A 19,231-nucleotide genomic window follows, 5' to 3' on the forward strand; every position below is an offset into this window, starting at 1 on the left:
TGAGAGTATGAATATAACTTACTTGCTCTTGCAGTAGTCATTATATGATTTCCAATAAGCAATCTTCTAAAACTAAATAGGTTATGAAATACTTATTAATTGTTTTTGTTTTTTTGCCAAATATAGTTGTCGCTCAGAGATTGTTTTCGGCAAAAATTGTTGTTCCTAATAATGTGAACGAAAAAGCATTTGTGATTTACTATGAAAATGGGAAAAGTCGAATTCAAATAAAGCCGTATTTTAAGGATAAGCAATGTATGCTTTCTGATAGTTTTTATGCAAGGTATGCTACTATTATGATTGCATATCGGGATAAAAATAATAAATATCAGGAATTTAATAACTTTTGGGTAACTGATAAACCTGCAACCATAACTTTTATTTCTGATTCAACTTTTTCTGACCCACTAAGTAAGAGAAAATTGGTTAATGCTATAGAAGTTAGCCAAATGGGAGAAAGTAAATTCAATGATTTTAAAGCTAATGAAGAAAAGAACTTTCAAGATTTTTATTTTTCAAACCAAGAAAAAATAGCAAAAAATGACGAAGAAGCTGTAAAATTATATCATGAAAAATCGCAGCTACTTAATGATAGATACCTAGCATTTATCAAAGAGAACGGAAATTTATACTATTCATTTTGGTTATTCAGAAAAGGAATGATTGTAAATTCTCTCACCCCTCTGGATACATTATTCAAAATATACAACACGGTTTTCCCAGATAGCCTTAAAAACAGCATTGAAGGTGAATTTATAGAGAATACACTCAGGTCAAGGAATTTAAAAAAGAGAGATTTAGCCCCTAATTTTAACTTGCAGGATGTTAGAGGGAAGGGTATTAAATTGCCTGATTATAAAGGTAAGCACATTTTGCTAACATTTTGGGCATCTTGGTGTGGGCCATGTGTCAAAGAAATTCCAACTTTATTGAAAATTAAAGAAAAATATCCTTCGGATAAATTAGAGATTATTTCAATCAATTTGGATGATGATTCAACAAGTTTCAGCAAAGCTGTTCAAAAATATAAAATGGAATGGGTTCATATTTTTGGAAATAGATCTTTAAGAGATACTTACGGAGTAATGGGTATTCCTGAAGTTTTTTTAATAAATAAATCGGGGGAAATCATCTATAAACGTGGGCAAGAGAAGGACTACGATTCAACACTGCCTATTTTAAATAAATTATTGATAGAGTCATTATAATTCTCTTGCTATTCGTTTATGAACGAGTGGTTATCGTTATGCCTTATACAGTGTATTTTATTGTACGTAACATCATTCAACACGAGCTAGAGCGACCTGTAGTTGTGGCTCAATTTCTAAAAATACTTACAAAATGAGGTATTTTCAAATTCCATACTCTTTGCTATTTGCGTTGATTTTCTGTGCAACTTTCAAACTTTGGGCACAAGAAAAGCCTAATGTTCACATTAAAGGCAGAGTTACTGCTACAAAACTCCCAAAGTTAAGAGTGCGTCACTTCGACTTTGTTTTACAAAAGAGTACGATTGTGGCAGAGGCAGACCTGGACAGCACGAATCGGTTTAAGCTTAATTTCTTTTTGCCAGAACCACAGTACTTGCAATTAGGGAATGCCTACGTCTGGATTAGCCCCAATGATACCATTTCTTTGGTGATGAGTGACGAAAACTATGTAACCGAGGCGATGGGTAAAAATAAGTACAACTACCTGATGAAGAGTAGGCTAAAAAGCATGAACTATACTGTGATTGATAGAAATCTAAGTGATTGGTCACTTTATTACAAGGATTTGTCAAGTGAGTATGATAAAAAAATGGCGATGATTGCCAAGCACGCAGACAGTATGGCGGTTGACTACAAAAAGTACTTGGAAATAGATACCAAGTATAATATGGTTCATCGAAAACTTGTCCCCATCAAAGCGGGTTTTGTATCACGTTCGGTGGCCGATGATTTTATCAAAGACATTGATTTATCCCTTTTTAATAAAAACAAGGTTGATAACTACAGTTATGCGGTGGGGCTAAAAGAGTTTTATGATTTTAAGCTAGGGAATAATAAAGAGGACTATAACCGAGAGAATCTAGCCTTCAAATACGAATTAATCAATGAACTCTTTCGAGAAGAAGATCGAGAAGCGCTCATTTTGTTAATGCTAAAACCATTTGCTTCGCAAACGATTGAGCCATATTCGGACTTAATCAAGGAGCTCTTTTCTAAGGAAAAAGTGGCGTTTAAAGATTCAATCCGCTTGAATCATTTAAAACACATTGAATCAATTACGACGACGACCAACCAGTATTTCAGTAAGGAGGTATTATCGACCAAATTTAAAGATGCTTCCAACAATGACATTACGCTGTCAGCTATTATTGAGGCTAATAAAAATAAAGTAATCGTGGTTGATTTTTGGGCAACGTGGTGCGGAGCTTGCATCGAAGCTTTTCCTGCACTTGCGATGATACAACAACAAATGGAGAACAGCGAAGTAGTATATATGTTTGTCTCCTTTGACAGAAAGTACGAAGATTGGGTGAGGGGTAAAAGTCGTTGGCCGAAGAGTAATTTGCATTATTTTTTGCCTGAAGGTTTTAACTCGTTGCTGTGTCGAAATCTCTATTTCACAGGCATCCCAAGAACGATTATCATCAACAAAAAAGGAAATTTAGCGATATACAACGCGCCAAGCCCAATGAATGGTAGCCGACTGTATGATTTAATAAAGGATATAGGAAGCCAGCCCTGATAAATTTTTATTAGTTTTAGCTAATTGTGCTAACGTGGCAAACGCAGTAAAAACAAACAGTACAATGAAACCACAACCATTCTTTGTAATTCTTATTGGGGTGATGATAGGAAGCCTGAAAGGTGTTGGACAAACCCTGACTATTCGCAATACGACCGAAAAGCCTATTACTGTCCAATTGGAAGAAATGAGACGTTACAATGATTTCCAACCGTTTGATTCTCTCAAGATTGGTGCCAAAGAAGCAGCGACACTAAACCGCAAAAAATCACCGTTGACTTTTTATAGGGTGACAGCAAATAAAGTAATGCAAACCTTTAAAGATTTTGTTTGGGAGCGTGATGCCGAAATCGTCTTTGATGAATCTAGTAAGTTTATTGTCAATGGGAGTAGTTTAACGACGGAATTGGATGATTTTAGTCAAAAAACGATATTGCCTCTACGAAATAAATTAGTAGCCAATACAATTGAGTACAATAAGTTACAAGCAGCAGGGGATACCCTAGGGGCAGAAAAATACCTACAAAAGTCTAATCAGGCAATTGAGGAGCTAAATAAACAGTTGGACAGCATGATTTTTGCTTCCCGTCGAAATTTCAATGATTTTTATTTAATGGTAGGTAGGTGGGCGGCTTGGCCTAAAAGCGTGCAAAAAGAGCAATTGAAAGCTTATGCAACTGCTTGGGGAAATCACCCGTTTTACCAAGCGATTGTGAATGAAATCAAGAAAATAGAGAGTTTTGGAGAAGGGGTTCGCATTCCGCCGTTTAAGAAGACGAGTATTGAGAGCAAAGAAGTAAACTTGTCGAAAATAAAATCAGATTACATTCTATTGGATTTTTGGGGGAGTTGGTGTGGGCCGTGCATCAAGGCGATTCCCGAATTACAAGACCTATACACGACTTTTGACGCCTCCCGCCTTCAAATCATCGGGATTGCGGGAGAAAATGAAGTCCCCAGTTCGCCGCTCCGCGCGCTGCTTACGAAAAAAGACATCCGTTGGACTCAAATAGAAGAAGAGCGTCAGGGTGAAAAAACGCTGGCAAAACAGCTAAATGTCACGTTTTATCCAACGTACTTTTTACTGGACAAAAATCTGAAAATCATCAAAAGAGGCGATTCGCGTATTTTGAAGGAGGTAAGGGAAATATTGCTCGGTAATTGATAAAACTGTTTTGTTTATCTAGTTGGGATACTGCGTACGCCTAAAAAATGGCTTTAAATTCACTCCTAAGCAGAAGCTCGAAAGGACTTCTGCTTTTTTTGTTGTGTTTGGCAAGATTCCTGCTTTCTTTTGCGTTGATGAATGAATCAACTTGTGTAATGATGAAAAAACGATATTTACGACAAACGGCCTCCTTACTACTCCTAACTGCCAACTGCTTCCTGCTAACCGCTCACCACGCCCAAGCCCAGCGCGAAGTGCAGTATGCCCAGTATTTGGTAAATCCACTGGTGATTAACCCCGCCGCAACGGGTGTCCGTGAAACCTTCCATTTCAATGCCGTATTGCGGCGTCAATTTGTGGCAGGTGTGCAAGGGCTGCCTATTACCCAATCATTTGCCATGGACGGAACCGTAGCGAACGGAAAAATTGGCTTAGGGTTACAAGGGCTAAACGACCGCGTGTCGGCCAATACGGCCGTGTTTGGGAGCATTAGTTACATCCATAAAATATCGGACTACCAAAAATTGTCGATTGGCGCTTTGGGTGGAATCAACGTATTACCTGCCCGCGACGTGCTCAATACGGGAGGAAACATCAACAAAGCCCTACCAAGTGCGGGCGTGGGAATTTATTACGAAGATGAAACGTTTTTTGGAGGAGTGTCGATGCCCGAAATCCTCAAACAGCAGTACGGATACAACAGCACGAGCGGATTAATCAATTACCAACGCCCCATTTTTGTCCAATTGGGTATGAAATCAGAAGTAAGCGACGGAATCATTGTCAAGCCATCTCTACTTCTTACCAAGCCCGAAAAAGCAAAAATGCGCCTTGATTTAAACGCCATTGCTACTGTACAAGACCGCTTTACGGGCGGGTTATCGATTCGATTTGGCAGTACAACTTACTGGCAAGCACTGCTCGCTTACGACATATCGAAGAATATTCGGGTTGGTTATGCATATAGTTCTCGTCGAGTAGAAGATTTTAACGCCCAAACCAATAACATCGCAGGAGTAGGAAAGGGAATCCACGAAATTGTTTTTACCCTTCAACCGAATCCTCAAAGAGATTAGATTTTTGCTAAAACTATACGATTTTTGCAATTAATTACAAATTCAAAGCTAACTTTGCGCCCCTGAAACTAAGTGGTTTTTAAATGGAAAAATACTCATATATAGCGAATTCAGAAGCTGCGTACATTGAAGAGTTGTACCAAAAATACCAACAACAACCTGATTCCGTTGATTTAAGCTGGCAACGTTTCTTTGAAGGGTTTGAATTTTCACTCAAATACGGTGATTCAAAGCCTACACTGAATGGAAACGGTGCGACTACGACCGAAAAGCCCGTCTCGGCGAGCCATACGCGTAAAGAAATGGAGGTCGTACACCTTATCAGAGGGTACCGCCAACGGGGACATTTGGCCTCGCAAACCAACCCACTCGGGCCTCGTACAAACCGCTATCCAGAACTCGATTTATCGGATTTTAACCTCTCAGACGCAGATTTAGATACTGTTTTTGAAGCAGGAATTGAGGTGTTTGGCCGTGCCGCTACCCTCCGCGAAATTGTTGCCGCTCTCCAAAAAGTTTATACGGGTAAAATTGGTTTTGAATACCAATACATCCGCGACCGTAAAGTGAAGAGCTGGTTGCGTAAAAAGATTGAAAATGAGTTTCTTAACTTCAATCCAACGATTGAACAGAAGAAACGTATTCTCGAAAAATTGAATGATGCCGTTACGTTTGAGAACTTTTTGCATACCAAATTTTTGGGCAAAAAGCGTTTCTCGCTCGAAGGTGGTGAAGCGACAATTCCAGCGTTGGATGTGGCCATCAACCGTGGTGCTGAATTGGGTGTCGAAGAGGTAGTGGTGGGGATGGCTCACCGTGGTCGCCTCAACGTATTGACCAATATCATGCACAAGCCTTACGAGCAAGTGTTCAATGAGTTTGAAGAAAACGTAGTGTTGGACGAGTTTAGCGATGGTGACGTAAAATACCACATGGGCTACGAGAGCCAAATCGAGACGCCCGAAGGCAAACGAGTAAGCCTCAAGCTGATGCCAAACCCGTCGCACTTGGAAGCGGTCAATCCTGTCGTAGTTGGATACGTGCGTGCCCGTGCGGATGAACACTACAACCACATTCCTGGTCAAGATAAATATGACCCTGTATTGCCAATCTTGATTCACGGTGATGCTGCCGTGGCTGGACAAGGTATTGTATATGAAGTAACACAAATGTCGAATCTTCCTGCGTATTATACAGGAGGAACGTTGCATTTTGTCATCAATAACCAAATTGGGTTTACGACCGACCACGAAGACGACCGTTCGTCGATTTATTGTTCGGATATTGCCCGCATTGTGGATGCGCCGATTTTCCACGTCAATGGTAACGACCCAGAGGCAGTGGCGTTTGTGATGAAAGTAGCGGTAGAATTCCGTCAGGAATTTAACCGTGATGTGTTTGTGGACATGGTTTGTTATCGCAAATACGGCCACAACGAATCGGACGAGCCGCGTTTTACGCAACCGACGATGTATGCCAAAATTTCGCAACAACTCAACGGCCGTGATTTGTACTTGAAAGAGTTGACGGAACGTGGTGAATTGGATGCGCAGATTGCCGATCAAATGCGTGCCGAGTTGGAAGGTGAGTTGCAAGAGTTGTTACAACAAGTAAAACAAAAGCAGTTGCCTTATGAGCGCCCGAAACTCGAACGTGATTGGGCGGAACTTCGCCGCTCGGTACCTGAAGATTTTGAACAGTCACCCGAAACAGGTATCTCTAAAGAAGTAATTGAGAAAGTGGGTAAAGCCCTTTCAAGCCTTCCTGCCGATTTCAAGGTGTTGAAACAAATTGAAAAGGTGTTGGAAGAACGCAAGCAGATTTTTGCGGGCGAAAAACCTTTCAACTGGTCAGCGGGTGAGTTGTTGGCTTACGGTTCACTTTTGGCCGAAGGCAGAACGGTGCGTATGACAGGGCAAGACGTACAGCGCGGAACTTTCTCGCACCGCCATGCGGTATTGCACGAAAGCGAAACCAACGCTACGCACAACAGCTTGGCTTACATTGGTGAAGGACAAGGTAAATTTGAAATTTATAACTCATTGCTTTCAGAGTACGGAGTAATGGGCTACGAATATGGGTATGCGATGGCCAACCCCCACGCATTGGTGATTTGGGAAGCACAGTTTGGAGACTTTGTGAACGGTGCTCAAATCATGATTGACCAGTTTATTGCGGCTACCGAGTCAAAATGGAATGCCATGAACGGCTTGGTGATGCTATTACCGCACGGCTACGAAGGCCAAGGCCCTGAGCACTCAAGCGCCCGTCCAGAGCGTTTCTTGATTCTTTCGGCTGAGTACAATATGTACGTGTGTAACATCACGACCCCTGCCAACTTGTTCCACATGATGCGCCGTCAGCTCACGACGCCGTTCCGTAAGCCGTGTATTTTGATGTCGCCTAAGTCGATGCTACGTAGCCCAATGGCGGTTTCTCCAATGAGCGATTTCTTGGAAGGAAGTCGTTTCCAAGAAACCATCGGCGATACGTACGCTGACCCTAAAAAGGTGAAAAAAGTGTTGTTGTGTACTGGTAAAATTTACTGGGAGTTGTACGACAAACAGCAAAAAGACCAACGCAAAGACGTGGCCATCATTCGGGTTGAACAATTGCATCCGTTCCCTAAAAAGCAAATTGAAGCGCATTTGGCTCAGTACAAAAAAGCTGACGTTGTATGGGTGCAAGAAGAGCCAGAAAACATGGGTTACTGGTCGTTTATTCTCCGTGAGTTCCCAGAAATTGGTTTGGGAAGTGTGATTGCCCGCAAAGCAAGTGCATCACCTGCGACGGGTTACATGAAAATTCATACGGTGGAGCAAGCCGACCTCATCGAACAAGCTTTTGCTGGAAAATAACAATTAACGATTAACTTGTGCCTCAGCACGTAAAGGATAATAAGAAGGATGTCACAAATTGAAATAAAAGTCCCAACCGTTGGGGAATCTATCACCGAAGTAACCATTGGTTCTTGGGTGAAAAAAGACGGGGAAAGCGTCAAGCGTGATGAAGTAATATGCAGCTTAGACTCTGATAAAGCATCTTTTGAAGTAGTGTCAGAAGCCGATGGCGTATTGCGTATCAAAGCACAAGAAGGAGATGTTCTGCCGATTGGTGGTTTGATTTGTATTATCGAAGCGTCTGCTGCGGCACCTGCTCCCGCTCCTACACCTGCTCCAGTAGCGGCGTCACCTGCCCCTGCTGCTTCGGCACTCGTAGCCGCTAAGGTGGTTGAAATGAAAGTGCCAACGGTGGGCGAGTCGGTTACGGAAGTGACGATTGCAAACTGGAACAAAAAAGACGGTGATGTCGTACAATTGGACGAAGTTTTGTGCGAACTCGAATCGGACAAAGCAACGTTTGAGCTTCCTGCCGAAGCCGCAGGAACGCTTCGTATCGTTGCGGAAGCAGGTGCTACCTTGCCTATTGGTGCGACGATCTGTCGCATCGAAGTAGGAGGAGGGGTTAGCCAATCTGCTGCTCCAGCCCCAGCTCCCGTAGAAACCCCAGCTGCTGCGCCAGTGGCATCGGAAAGTGGTTATGCCTCGGGTCATCCATCGCCTGCTGCCGCTAAAATCCTTTCGGAAAAAGGCATTAGTGCATCGGATGTGTCTGGCTCAGGTGTTGGTGGACGTATTACCAAAGAAGACGCCGAAAAAGCGCAAGTTGCAGCAGCACCAGCAGCAGCTACGCCCGCTCCCGCTCCTAAAGCAGCTCCTGCAGCCCCAGCGGCTCCGAAAGCAGCTGACCCACGCGGACAGCGTCGCGTAAAAATGACTTCGTTGCGTAAAACCATTGCTCGCCGTTTGGTGGCAGTGAAAAATGAAACGGCCATGTTGACGACCTTCAACGAGGTTGACATGAAGCCTGTCATGGAGTTACGCGCCAAATACAAAGATAAATTCAAAGAAAAACACGGTGTTGGCCTCGGCTTTATGTCGTTCTTTACCAAGGCGTGCGCGATTGCGTTGCAGGAGTTCCCTGTCGTAAACTCGTTCATCGACGGTGAGGAAGTGGTATATAACGATTACTCAGACATTTCAATCGCCGTTTCTACTGACCGTGGTTTGGTTGTGCCTGTTGTTCGCAATGCTGAAAAAATGACCTTTGCCGAAATCGAGAAGGAAATCATTCGTTTGGCAGGTTTAGCGCGTGACAACAAGTTGACCATCGACCAAATGCAAGGTGGAACGTTCACCATCACCAACGGTGGTATCTTTGGCTCGATGCTTTCTACACCGATTATCAACGCGCCACAATCGGCGATTTTGGGGATGCACAACATCGTAGAACGCCCAGTTGTCGTAAATGGCGAAATCGTGGTACGTCCTATCATGTACGTGGCACTTAGCTACGACCACCGAACCATCGACGGTCGCGACTCAGTAAGCTTCTTGGTACGTGTGAAACAAATCCTTGAAGACCCAACTCGTTTGTTGTTGGAAGTATAAAAAAATAAATAACCTGCGTCCTGTAAAAAATTACAGGACGCTTTTTTTACAATATGATTGATAATGTACGCATCCAAAATTTTAAGTCGATAAGGGACTTAACTTTCGATACTAGGCGAGTTAACGTCTTCATTGGGGAGCCGAATACTGGTAAGTCTAATATATTGGAAGCATTAGGGATGTTTGCTTTTGGACACGTACGAGATATTCGCCAGTTAGTTCGCTTTAAGAGAATGTCTGATATATTTTATGATAATCAGATTCAGGATTCAATTAAAGTTCAGGCTGATGGAGATTGTCTCACGTATAAATTTGGTAAAAATGTAAGCGTTTTAAATTATACTTTTTCTAAAGAATCCAAAGAATACTATTTCGGAATAAAGAATAGTGGAGTGACTGTTGATCAGCCTTATGATTACGAATTGCCAAGTGGGTACGAAAACTGGAAAACTTATTTTAAAACTTACGAAGAAAGTAAAGAGCTATATTTTAAGCCATATAGGTTTCAAAATGTTAAAAAATTTGTGGCAAAAAATGGTTTTTTCTTGTACCCTCCTCACGGAGAAAACTTGTATGATGTCATCCATTTTAATCCTAGCGTGCGAGAAATTATTGCTGAAATATTAAAATCAAAAGGTTATAAGTTAAATTTAGACGTAGAAAGAAAAGAGATTAACATGCTAAAAGAATTTAAGGATGTTGTATATACATATCCTTATACGTCTCTTTCGGATACTTTGCAACGGCTAATGTTTTACATAGCGGCTTTGGAGAGTAATAAAAAATCAGCACTATTGTTTGAAGAGCCTGAATCAAATATATTCCCATTTTATAATAAATATTTGGCTGAACTAATTGCCCAAAATGAATCAGAGAACCAGTTTTTTATTGCGACTCATAACCCGTATTTCTTAGGTTCATTAATTTTTAAAACACCGATACGAGAGTTGGCTGTATATATTACTTATATGGACAATTACGAAACCAAATTGCGCCTTTTATCAAACGACGAAATAGAGGAACTGGCCTCTATGGATACAGGAATGTTCTTTAATTTGGACTTATTTTTACCACAAGCATGATTTTTTTAGAGTGTAATCCTGATGAAGCTTTGGTAATGACTTTGGGTATTACTAGAAAGGAAGTTAGGCATGAAGACGATAAAGGTGAAGTTTGTAAAAAGGTAGCCAGAAATTCAAGCGTGAAAGGGTTGATTGAAGAAGACCCTGAAATAGCCCAGCCGAAGTACATTAGAGGGTTGGAGCTTAAAGAAGAAAAGCATCAAATTAAGCTTTTTTACGATAGAAAAATGGACAATAGTATCATAATGATTTGTCCGAAATTGGAGACATGGATTATTCTTGTTTGTCAGCGGGCAAAACTAGATATTACAAAATTTGGACTTCCTGATAAACCTAATCAGCTGCATAAAGTCCTAAATACTCGTATCGCCCAATGGAAAACGCTCCTTACCTATCTAGAAAGCCATGAAAACGAATCCATCCTATATTTGAAATCTTTATTAAATAACTAACCAATGCAATACGACGTTATCGTTATCGGTTCAGGGCCAGGAGGCTATATCTGTGCCATTCGTTGTGCTCAATTAGGCTTGAAAACGGCCATCATCGAAAAATATAAAACGCTTGGAGGAACTTGCCTTAACGTAGGTTGTATTCCTTCAAAAGCATTGCTTGACTCGTCGGAACATTACCACAATGCGGCGCATAGCTTTGCTGAACATGGCATCAAACTCGAAAACCTGCAAGTGGATTTGGCACAGATGATTGCCCGCAAAAGCGAGGTGGTTAGCCAAGTGTGCAAAGGGGTAGAATTTTTGATGAAGAAAAACAAAATCGACGTTTACCAAGGAAAAGGCTCTTTCGTGGATAAAAACACGGTGAAGGTGACCAAAGATTCGGGCGAAATTGAAATGGTAACGTCAAAAAATATCGTTATCGCCACAGGCTCGAAACCTTCGTCACTGCCTGGCATCACCATCGACAAACAACGCATCATTACTTCTACCGAAGCCCTTCAAATGAAAGAAGTGCCTAAGCACCTTATCGTGATTGGCGCAGGGGTGATTGGGGCAGAATTAGGCTCGGTCTATGCACGTATCGGTGCTAAAGTGAGCTTTGTAGAGTATGCGTCAGCCATGATTCCGACCATGGACAGTACGATGGGCAAAGAGCTTCAACGTAGCATGAAAAAGCTTGGCGCTGATTTTTATTTGAGCCACAAAGTAAAAACGGTGGAAAATACGGGAGATGAAGTGGTCGTAACGGCCGAAAATCCTAAAGGAGAAACGGTTACTTTCACGGGTGACTACTGCCTAATGAGCGTAGGACGCCGTCCATTTACTGATGGATTGGCCCTCGAAAATGCAGGATTGGCAACCGACGCACGTGGGAAAATCGAAGTGGACGAACATACACTTCAGACCAAAGTATCTAACATTTATGCCATCGGTGACGTGATTCGCGGGGCAATGCTCGCCCACAAAGCCGAAGAAGAAGGCGTATTTGTGGCAGAAACCATTGTGGGTCAAAAACCACACATTAACTATTCGCTAATTCCAGGCGTTGTTTATACATGGCCAGAGGTAGCGAGTGTCGGAAGCACCGAAGAAGAACTCAAAGCCAAAGGTGTGCCTTACAAGTCGGGTTCGTTTCCGTTCAAAGCCTTGGGACGTGCCCGCGCTAGTATGGACATCGACGGTACGGTTAAGGTATTGGCTCATAAAGAAACTGACGAAATTTTGGGCGCTCATATCATTGGCCCACGCGCTGCCGACATGATTGCGGAAGCCGTGGTAGCGATGGAATACCGTGCATCTGCGGAGGACATTAGTCGCATGTCGCACGCACACCCGACTTATACCGAAGCGTTTAAAGAAGCGTGTTTGGCAGCTACTGGCAACCGCGCCTTGAATGCTTAGTAACTGAATTAATAACAACAGTATGGATACCCCGATGAGCTAGCTTGTCGGGGTATTTTTTTGATGGTCAATAATTGCCCGAACTGTTCCGATGGCGGTCGATAAAGGTTGAGTAATGTCAAAGGGCAGAATGATTAGCTGAAGCGTATCATCAAAGCGGAAAGCGGGGAGGGGAGTCGTAAAACTTTCGTGAGCAGGATAGAGCAAATGCAACTCGGTTGCGCGGTATTTCTGGCCGTAGGCGTAGAGTTGGTACAGATCTGCTTGGTCGATGCCGTAATTGGGGGCATCAGGGGCAATGTGTTTCCATTTTATATCAATCACAATCACTTGTTTGTGAAGTCGCAAAACCAAGTCGGGGCGTAATTTAAATTGGGGTTTTCCGTCGTGGCGTTGAAGCAAGTAGTGGGCTGTTTCTTGATAAACAACTTCGTATTCTTGACAGTATCGTTTAAAGCCTTGTGCTACATATCGTTCAAACAATTGTTCGGTAGGAAATAAAAGCGATTCGTTAGTGTTTTTTCCGAAGGTACTCCACGATTGATTCAGCAACAGGATTTTAGCCCATTTTAACGCTTGGGAATAACGGTCGAAACTTCGTGGCAAATGGCTAACCTTTTGAAAGTCTTCTGCCAGCGTAGAGGAGGGCTGTATTTCGTCCCAAATAAAGCGGAGCTTTCGCAGTTTGGCCTGATTGGGGAAATATTGACTTCGTTTGGCCAAAAAATCAATGCAGGTTTTGAGCAACCGATTGGGTAAAATATCGGCGATAAACTGGTCGTGTTCAACGGCTAATAATTCGGGATGAGCGTGATTTTGGCGATGATACTGCCATTTTCCCTTCAAAAAACGACTTTGTGCTTCTACCGTTTCGTACGCTTTTTGAATCCCTTGTCGGGTCAATTGTTCAATTTCAGTAATAAACGCGGAGATAAAAATCTCCCAAACTGGTAAGTGTGCGTGCTGCAATTGCGCTTGCGAAAGCCGATGAAAGGGCAAATCAGGCACTGTTCGCAGCATTCGAAGCAGCGCCAATCGCATTTCCGACACTTTAGCGAAGTCGGAAATTTTGGGTAAAATTTCGATGTGGGTTCCGTCGGGTAGTTGTAGTAATCCTACGTAGTTTTTGAGCCGAATAAACTCTTGCCCTTTCTGAACCCCATAACTTAAAATTGGTTCGGCATTGCCCCGAAAAGAAAGTTGTTTCATTAGTTCAAAAACTCGGTCAGGAACAAAAACAACGGACTGTGTTTCTCTTTGTTCGTTACGAACTGCAATAGATGCTTTTCGGATGTGCCCGTATTCGGGAAGGGTAAAGTGCTGTGGCATAGCATAAGTTAGAGTCACACTTGCTAAATTAGTAAAAATCAATTACCTTTGTCCCTAATTATATGATGATTGATTACAGAGGGGAACGAAATTCCCCTTTTTTGTTGGCAAAAAATGAACCTAAAAGAAAGAATAATCGCTTTGCTGTCAACGCTTTTGGAAGAGGATAAATACTTCATTGTGGAGGTACAAGTTTCTCCTTCAAAAGTTCGACAAAAGGTGACGATATTAATGGATAGTGACGCGGGAATTAGCATCGACGAATGTGCCGAAATAAGCCGCAAACTAGATGATATGATTGAAGCGGAGGAGCTTATTCCGCACGCTTATACCCTTGAGATTTCCTCGCCAGGCGTAGATTATCCCTTAGCTTTTCCTCGTCAGTTTCAGAAAAACATTGGCCGTACGCTGAAAGTGATTCTGAAAGATGGAATCGAAAAAAGGGGAGAGTTAATTGCTGTTTCGGACGAAGGTTTTACGGTCAAGGAAGAATTGAAGAAAAAGAAGAAAGACCAAGTCCCTGCGGAGTTGACTTTTGCCTATGGTGATATTGCCAGGGCAGAAGTACAAATCAAATTTTAATACGAATAAAAACTAACGAATAATCATAAACTGTGGCTTGCCACTTAACTCTTTCGAAAGAAAATGGATAGTGCAGTATTGATAGAATCATTTGCGGAGTTTGCGCGTTCCAAAAACATCGATCGTCCTACGATTATCAAAGTATTGGAAGATGTGTTTCGTACAATGATTCGTAAGAAATATGGAACCGATACCAATTTTGACGTAATCATCAACCCAGACAGTGGAGACCTCGAAATGTGGCGTACCCGCGAAATCGTGGACGATAACTCGGAAGATATTTGGGAACCGGATAAAATTCCATTGGCAGAAGCCCGTAAAATCCAAGATGACTTTGAAGTAGGTGAAGAAGTAGCCGAAGAAGTGAAATTGGAGGACTTTGGCCGCCGTATGGTGCAAACAGCTCGCCAAACATTGATTCAAAAAATCAAGGATTTGGAGAAAGAATTGTTGTACTACAAATACAAAGACATGGTGGGCGATTTGCTTAACGTGGAAGTGTATCAAATTTTGAAAAATGAGCTTATTTGTTTGGATTCGGAAGGAAACGAACTGGCATTGCCAAAACAAGAGCAGATTTTCAAAGACAAGTACCGCAAAGGTGAGCCTGTAAAAGCGGTAATTCACAAAGTAGAGTTAAACAATGGTACGCCACGTATTACCTTGTCGCGTACGTCGCCAGTGTTCTTGGAGCGTTTGTTTGAAAACGAAATCCCTGAAATCTACGATGGCCTTATCCATATCCGTAAGATTGTCCGCGAACCAGGCGAAAGAGCCAAAGTCGCAGTTGAATCATACGACGACCGCATCGACCCCGTAGGAGCTTGCGTGGGTATGAAAGGTTCACGTATTCATACGATTGTACGTGAATTGAACAACGAAAACATCGACGTTATCAACTACACTGAAAACTTAGAGTTGTTGATTCAGCGTGCGTTGAGCCCTGCAAAAATCACCTCAATGGTTATCGACCGCGAAACCAAACGAGTATCGGTGTATTTGAAACCAGACCAAGTGTCGTTGGCAATTGGTAAAGGGGGCCAAAACATTAAGTTGGCAGGCCGCTTAGTGAGCATGGAAATCGACGTATTCCGCGATGTAGAAGGTCAGGAAGACGAAGAAGACGTTGACTTGAACGAATTTACGGACGAAATCGACGAGTGGATGATCGAAGAATTCCGTAAGATAGGTTTGGATACTGCGAAGCAAGTAATCAGCATCAGTAAAGAAGAGTTGATTCGCCGTACCGATCTTGAAGAAGAAACCGTTGATGAAATCTTAGAAATTTTGCGCCGAGAGTTTGAATAATTCAGGACTTTTAGATTTAAAATGTCCATTACAAACGGTTTTTAGGCGTTGTTAGTACGAGAGATACTAAGACTTGACAAATAAATCTGTATCTTTGGACTAATTTTCAGGGTTTTTCCAGAAAAACGAATAAACAATAACCCGTACTTTAGTACGAAAATTTCCAATATGTCGGAAGAAAAAAGTATGCGCCTTAGCCAAGCGGCCCGAATTCTCAACCGTAATCACGCAGCGGTTGCGAGTATTTTGGCTGCAAAAGGGTATAAGGTGGACAACAATCCTAATACAAAGCTAAACGCAGAACAACTTGAGTTTTTGGCGAAAGAATTCAAGGCTGAGTCGTTGTTGGGGGGAAGTGCACCCAAAAAAGAAGAAGTAGTAACCACGCCACCAGCAAAGGGAGAAGATAGCCCCGTGCTGTATTTTCGTAGCTCACAAGCAGCAGGTAACAACAAACCTGCTAGTGAATCAGCCTCTGAATCAACGTCGCCAAAAGAACCAGAGATTTTACGTGCCGAGACATCTCAAATTGGATTGAAAGTAGTAGGTAAAATTGATTTAGACGCGCCTAAATCATCGGTTACACCTCCTCAGCCAGCTCCCAAGCCAGTTGAAGAGCCAAAACCTGTGGTGGTAGTTCCTCCTGTTGAGGAGAAAAAACCAGAACCACCAGTGGCGCCTAAGGTAGAAGAACCAGTAGTTGTGAAACCACCAGTGGTTGAAGAAAAACCAGTGCCAGTACCAACTCCAGCCCCTGCTCCAGTAGTAGTAGTGGAGACAAAACCAGCTCCTGCTCCAGAGCCAATAAAACCACCTGTGGAAACCCCTAAAGTGGAGGAGAAAAAAGAAGAACCAGTGCAAGAGGTGAAGCCAACTCCTGCTCCACCAAAAGTTCAAGAGCCACCAGTGAAGGTAGAAGTAAGCCAACCGCAACCTAAACAGGAGGTTGAGAAACCAGCTCCACGAGTTGAAAAACCTCAACCACCCGTAACTCCTCCCCAGCCAGCTAAAGAAGAGCCGGCTGCTGCCGCTGCCCCCGAGGTAGAGGCACAACCTGTTCTTATTGAAGCGAAAGCTGATCCACTAAAAGGTCTGACCATTTTAGGGAAAATTGAGCTTCCAACTGATCGCCGTAGTGGTGGTGATTCGGGAGGAAACCGCGATAAAGACAAGGACAAAAAACGCAAGCGTAAGCGTGTACGCAAAGGGGAAAAGGTGGTTGAAAATGCGCCTGCGAACCGCAACAACAACAATAATAATAACAGCGGTAACAATACTGCTGGAAATAATAACAACAGTAACAATAACACAAACGCCAACAATAGTGGCAACAGCGGAAGACAAGGCGATCGACCTGCAAGGGACGGTCAGAACAGACCGCAGCAAGCTTCTGGAGGAAATGCGCAAGGTGGAGGTAACAACAATAATTCCAACAATAACAACAACCGCAGAGGACCAAACTCGGGTCAAGGACAAGGTGGGAATACAAATACCAACAATACCAATACCGGTAACAATACCAACAACAACAGTAATAATAACAATAAAAAGGGCGGAAACACGGCCAACAACAACCGCCGCGAACGCAAAGAGGAAATCTCTGACAAAGAAGTATCAGACTCAATCAAGGCAACAAATGCTCGTTTGAGTGGTACTACGCGTGGTAAAAACTTTGGAGCTGACAAACGCCGCGAGCGCCGCCGGGTTCGGGCAGTAGCAGAAGAAGATCGCTTGATGCAAGAACAAGAAGATGCAAAAGTACTCAAGGTAACAGAGTTTGTCTCGGCCAATGAGCTTTCTTCTTTGATGGACGTGTCGGTGCAAGAGGTTATTTCTGTTTGTTTGAGCATGGGTATGTTCGTCTCAATCAACCAGCGTTTGGATGCAGAAAGCATTACCTTGATTGCAGATGAGTTTGGTTATGACGTTTCCTTCATCTCTGCCGAAGAAGAAATTCAGGGCGATGTACAGGAAATCGAAGACGATGAGGCTGATTTGCAAGAACGCGCCCCTATCGTAACCATCATGGGTCACGTTGACCACGGTAAAACATCATTGCTTGACTACATTCGCCGTACTCGCGTAGCAGCGGGTGAGGCAGGGGGAATCACGCAGCACATTGGGGCATACAGCGTAAAAACAGATGGCGGTCGCCGAATTACATTCCTCGATACACCAGGTCACGAAGCCTTTACGGCGATGCGTGCGCGGGGTGCGAAAGTCACCGACGTCGTTATCATTGTGATTGCTGCGGACGATTCTATCATGCCTCAAACGCGGGAAGCGATTAACCACGCACAAAACGCGGGAAGCCCGATTGTATTTGCTTTTAGTAAGATTGACAAGCCTGGAGCTAATACGGAAAAAATCCGTGAAGCATTGGCAAATATGAATATTTTGGTGGAAGAGTGGGGTGGAAAGTACCAAACCCAAGAAATTTCGTCAAAATCAGGGATTGGTATTCCTGATTTGCTTGAAAAAGTATTGTTGGAAGCTGACTTGCTCGAACTCAAAGCCAACCCAGAACGTCGCGCTTCTGGTACTGTGATTGAAGCATCGCTGGACAAAGGCCGTGGTTATTTGGCAACGGTGTTGGTTCAGACGGGAACACTTAAAGTAGGAGATCCTATCTTGGCAGGTTCACACCATGGACGGGTAAAGGCAATGTTTGATGCGTCAGGAACGCGCCTGAAAACCGCAGGGCCATCTACTCCAGTACAGTTGCTTGGTTTGAACGGTGCGCCTCAAGCGGGTGATAAGTTCAATGCGATGGAATCAGAACGTGAAGCACGGGAGATTGCCAACAAGCGTGAACAAATCATGCGTGAGCAAACAATCCGTACTCGTAAGCACATTACGCTGGAAGAAATCGGTCGTCGTAAGGCCATCGGAACGTTCAAAGAATTGAACATCATCATCAAAGGTGACGTGGACGGTTCGGTAGAAGCCTTGTCTGACTCATTGTTGAAACTTTCGACGGAAGAGGTACAAGTGAATATTGTCAACAAAGCGGTGGGTCAAATCGCTGAGTCGGATGTTAACTTGGCGATTGCGTCGGATGCCATCATCGTTGGTTTCCAAGTTCGCCCTTCTATCAATGCCAAGAAACTTGCAGAACAAGAACAAATCGAAATCCGCCTTTACTCGGTCATTTACGACGCTATCAACGAAGTGAAAGACGCGATGTTGGGTATGTTGGAGCCAACAATGGAAGAAGTCATTGTGGGTAACGCTGAGATTCGCGAAGTGTTCAAGATTAGCAAAGTAGGTACCGTAGCAGGATGTTACGTAACCGATGGGCATCTTAAACGTAATAACAAAGTGCGCGTTATCCGTGACTTTATTGTGGTTCACGAAGGTGAAATTTCGCAGCTTAAACGTTACAAAGACGATGTAAACGAAGTTAAATCAGGGTTTGAATTTGGTCTTAGCATCAAAGGGCTTAATGATATTCAAGTAGGGGATATTGTAGAAAGCTTCGAAATGAAAGAAGTAAAACGGACGCTGTAAACATACAAATACATTGATTGCGACGGGCTTTTGGTATCACCAAAGGCCCGTTTCGTTTTAAGGAAGGTAGAGAACGTCGCACAAACTTTGTCTGAGTGAGGGACAAAGTATCATAATTTGGTAGGGAATGTTA

At 43.0% G+C, this 19,231-nt stretch carries 13 protein-coding genes; 12 read left to right on the forward strand and 1 reads right to left on the reverse strand.

Going from position 1 to position 19,231, the window contains the following annotated elements:
* Positions 1-83: 83 nt before the first annotated feature.
* The 9 genes from K339_RS0114245 to lpdA all read left to right on the forward strand — a co-directional run bounded on the left by K339_RS0114245 (position 84) and on the right by lpdA (position 12,369).
* Positions 84-1,208: a TlpA family protein disulfide reductase gene (locus K339_RS0114245; protein WP_028524196.1), complete on the forward strand. Its 1,125-nt coding sequence runs from the start codon at positions 84-86 to the stop codon at positions 1,206-1,208.
* 268 nt (positions 1,209-1,476) lie between these two features.
* The gene (locus K339_RS0114250; protein ID WP_211243802.1) at positions 1,477-2,733 is read left to right on the forward strand and encodes a TlpA family protein disulfide reductase; all 1,257 of its coding nucleotides are present in this window, start codon (positions 1,477-1,479) and stop codon (positions 2,731-2,733) included.
* Between the two features lie 64 nt (positions 2,734-2,797).
* The gene (locus K339_RS0114255) at positions 2,798-3,898 is read left to right on the forward strand and encodes a TlpA family protein disulfide reductase (RefSeq protein WP_157607596.1); all 1,101 of its coding nucleotides are present in this window, start codon (positions 2,798-2,800) and stop codon (positions 3,896-3,898) included.
* A 158-nt stretch (positions 3,899-4,056) separates the two neighbouring features.
* Positions 4,057-4,977, forward strand: a complete 921-nt coding sequence (locus tag K339_RS0114260; protein ID WP_028524199.1) for a PorP/SprF family type IX secretion system membrane protein — start codon at positions 4,057-4,059, stop codon at positions 4,975-4,977.
* An 83-nt stretch (positions 4,978-5,060) separates the two neighbouring features.
* Positions 5,061-7,835 (forward strand): 2-oxoglutarate dehydrogenase E1 component, encoded by a 2,775-nt coding sequence (locus K339_RS0114265; RefSeq protein ID WP_028524200.1) that lies wholly within the window; start codon positions 5,061-5,063, stop codon positions 7,833-7,835.
* Between the two features lie 48 nt (positions 7,836-7,883).
* The gene (odhB, locus tag K339_RS0114270) at positions 7,884-9,428 is read left to right on the forward strand and encodes a 2-oxoglutarate dehydrogenase complex dihydrolipoyllysine-residue succinyltransferase (RefSeq protein WP_028524201.1); all 1,545 of its coding nucleotides are present in this window, start codon (positions 7,884-7,886) and stop codon (positions 9,426-9,428) included.
* A 53-nt stretch (positions 9,429-9,481) separates the two neighbouring features.
* The gene (locus K339_RS0114275) at positions 9,482-10,510 is read left to right on the forward strand and encodes an AAA family ATPase (RefSeq protein WP_028524202.1); all 1,029 of its coding nucleotides are present in this window, start codon (positions 9,482-9,484) and stop codon (positions 10,508-10,510) included.
* On the forward strand, positions 10,507-10,962 hold the full coding sequence (locus tag K339_RS0114280; RefSeq protein ID WP_028524203.1) for a hypothetical protein: 456 nt from the start codon (positions 10,507-10,509) through the stop codon (positions 10,960-10,962). The genes K339_RS0114275 and K339_RS0114280 overlap by 4 nt, the downstream gene beginning before the upstream one ends.
* A gap of 3 nt (positions 10,963-10,965) precedes the next feature.
* On the forward strand, positions 10,966-12,369 hold the full coding sequence (lpdA, locus tag K339_RS0114285; protein ID WP_028524204.1) for a dihydrolipoyl dehydrogenase: 1,404 nt from the start codon (positions 10,966-10,968) through the stop codon (positions 12,367-12,369).
* 39 nt (positions 12,370-12,408) lie between these two features.
* Here the strand turns inward: lpdA and K339_RS33690 are convergent, their stop codons facing one another.
* Positions 12,409-13,698 (reverse strand): McrC family protein, encoded by a 1,290-nt coding sequence (locus K339_RS33690; RefSeq protein ID WP_051398009.1) that lies wholly within the window; start codon positions 13,696-13,698, stop codon positions 12,409-12,411.
* Between the two features lie 114 nt (positions 13,699-13,812).
* Here K339_RS33690 and rimP point away from each other — a divergent pair, with 114 nt between their 5' ends.
* From rimP to infB, 3 genes are all read left to right on the forward strand, one after another.
* Positions 13,813-14,280, forward strand: coding sequence for a ribosome maturation factor RimP (gene rimP, locus K339_RS0114295; RefSeq protein ID WP_028524205.1), 468 nt, complete (start codon positions 13,813-13,815; stop codon positions 14,278-14,280).
* 63 nt (positions 14,281-14,343) lie between these two features.
* On the forward strand, positions 14,344-15,588 hold the full coding sequence (gene nusA / locus K339_RS0114300; RefSeq protein ID WP_028524206.1) for a transcription termination factor NusA: 1,245 nt from the start codon (positions 14,344-14,346) through the stop codon (positions 15,586-15,588).
* Between the two features lie 168 nt (positions 15,589-15,756).
* Entirely contained in the window at positions 15,757-19,098 is a 3,342-nt protein-coding gene (infB, locus tag K339_RS0114305; protein WP_028524207.1) for a translation initiation factor IF-2, read from the forward strand.
* Positions 19,099-19,231: the final 133 nt, after the last annotated feature.

Source organism: Runella limosa DSM 17973 (genome assembly GCF_000482465.1).
Taxonomy (GTDB): Bacteria; Bacteroidota; Bacteroidia; order Cytophagales; family Spirosomataceae; genus Runella; species Runella limosa.

What these genes read in the sequence shown, in the direction of transcription:
- K339_RS0114245 (WP_028524196.1), top strand. Translation starts at nt 84, where the DNA reads ATGAAATACTTATTAATTGTTTTTGTTTTTTTGCCAAATATAGTTGTC.
- K339_RS0114255 (WP_157607596.1), top strand. Translation starts at nt 2,798, where the DNA reads ATGAAACCACAACCATTCTTTGTAATTCTTATTGGGGTGATGATAGGA.
- K339_RS0114260 (WP_028524199.1), top strand. Translation starts at nt 4,057, where the DNA reads ATGATGAAAAAACGATATTTACGACAAACGGCCTCCTTACTACTCCTA.
- K339_RS0114265 (WP_028524200.1), top strand. Translation starts at nt 5,061, where the DNA reads ATGGAAAAATACTCATATATAGCGAATTCAGAAGCTGCGTACATTGAA.
- odhB (WP_028524201.1), top strand. Translation starts at nt 7,884, where the DNA reads ATGTCACAAATTGAAATAAAAGTCCCAACCGTTGGGGAATCTATCACC.
- K339_RS0114275 (WP_028524202.1), top strand. Translation starts at nt 9,482, where the DNA reads ATGATTGATAATGTACGCATCCAAAATTTTAAGTCGATAAGGGACTTA.
- K339_RS0114280 (WP_028524203.1), top strand. Translation starts at nt 10,507, where the DNA reads ATGATTTTTTTAGAGTGTAATCCTGATGAAGCTTTGGTAATGACTTTG.
- lpdA (WP_028524204.1), top strand. Translation starts at nt 10,966, where the DNA reads ATGCAATACGACGTTATCGTTATCGGTTCAGGGCCAGGAGGCTATATC.
- K339_RS33690 (WP_051398009.1), bottom strand. Translation starts at nt 13,698, where the DNA reads ATGCCACAGCACTTTACCCTTCCCGAATACGGGCACATCCGAAAAGCA.
- rimP (WP_028524205.1), top strand. Translation starts at nt 13,813, where the DNA reads ATGAACCTAAAAGAAAGAATAATCGCTTTGCTGTCAACGCTTTTGGAA.
- nusA (WP_028524206.1), top strand. Translation starts at nt 14,344, where the DNA reads ATGGATAGTGCAGTATTGATAGAATCATTTGCGGAGTTTGCGCGTTCC.
- infB (WP_028524207.1), top strand. Translation starts at nt 15,757, where the DNA reads ATGTCGGAAGAAAAAAGTATGCGCCTTAGCCAAGCGGCCCGAATTCTC.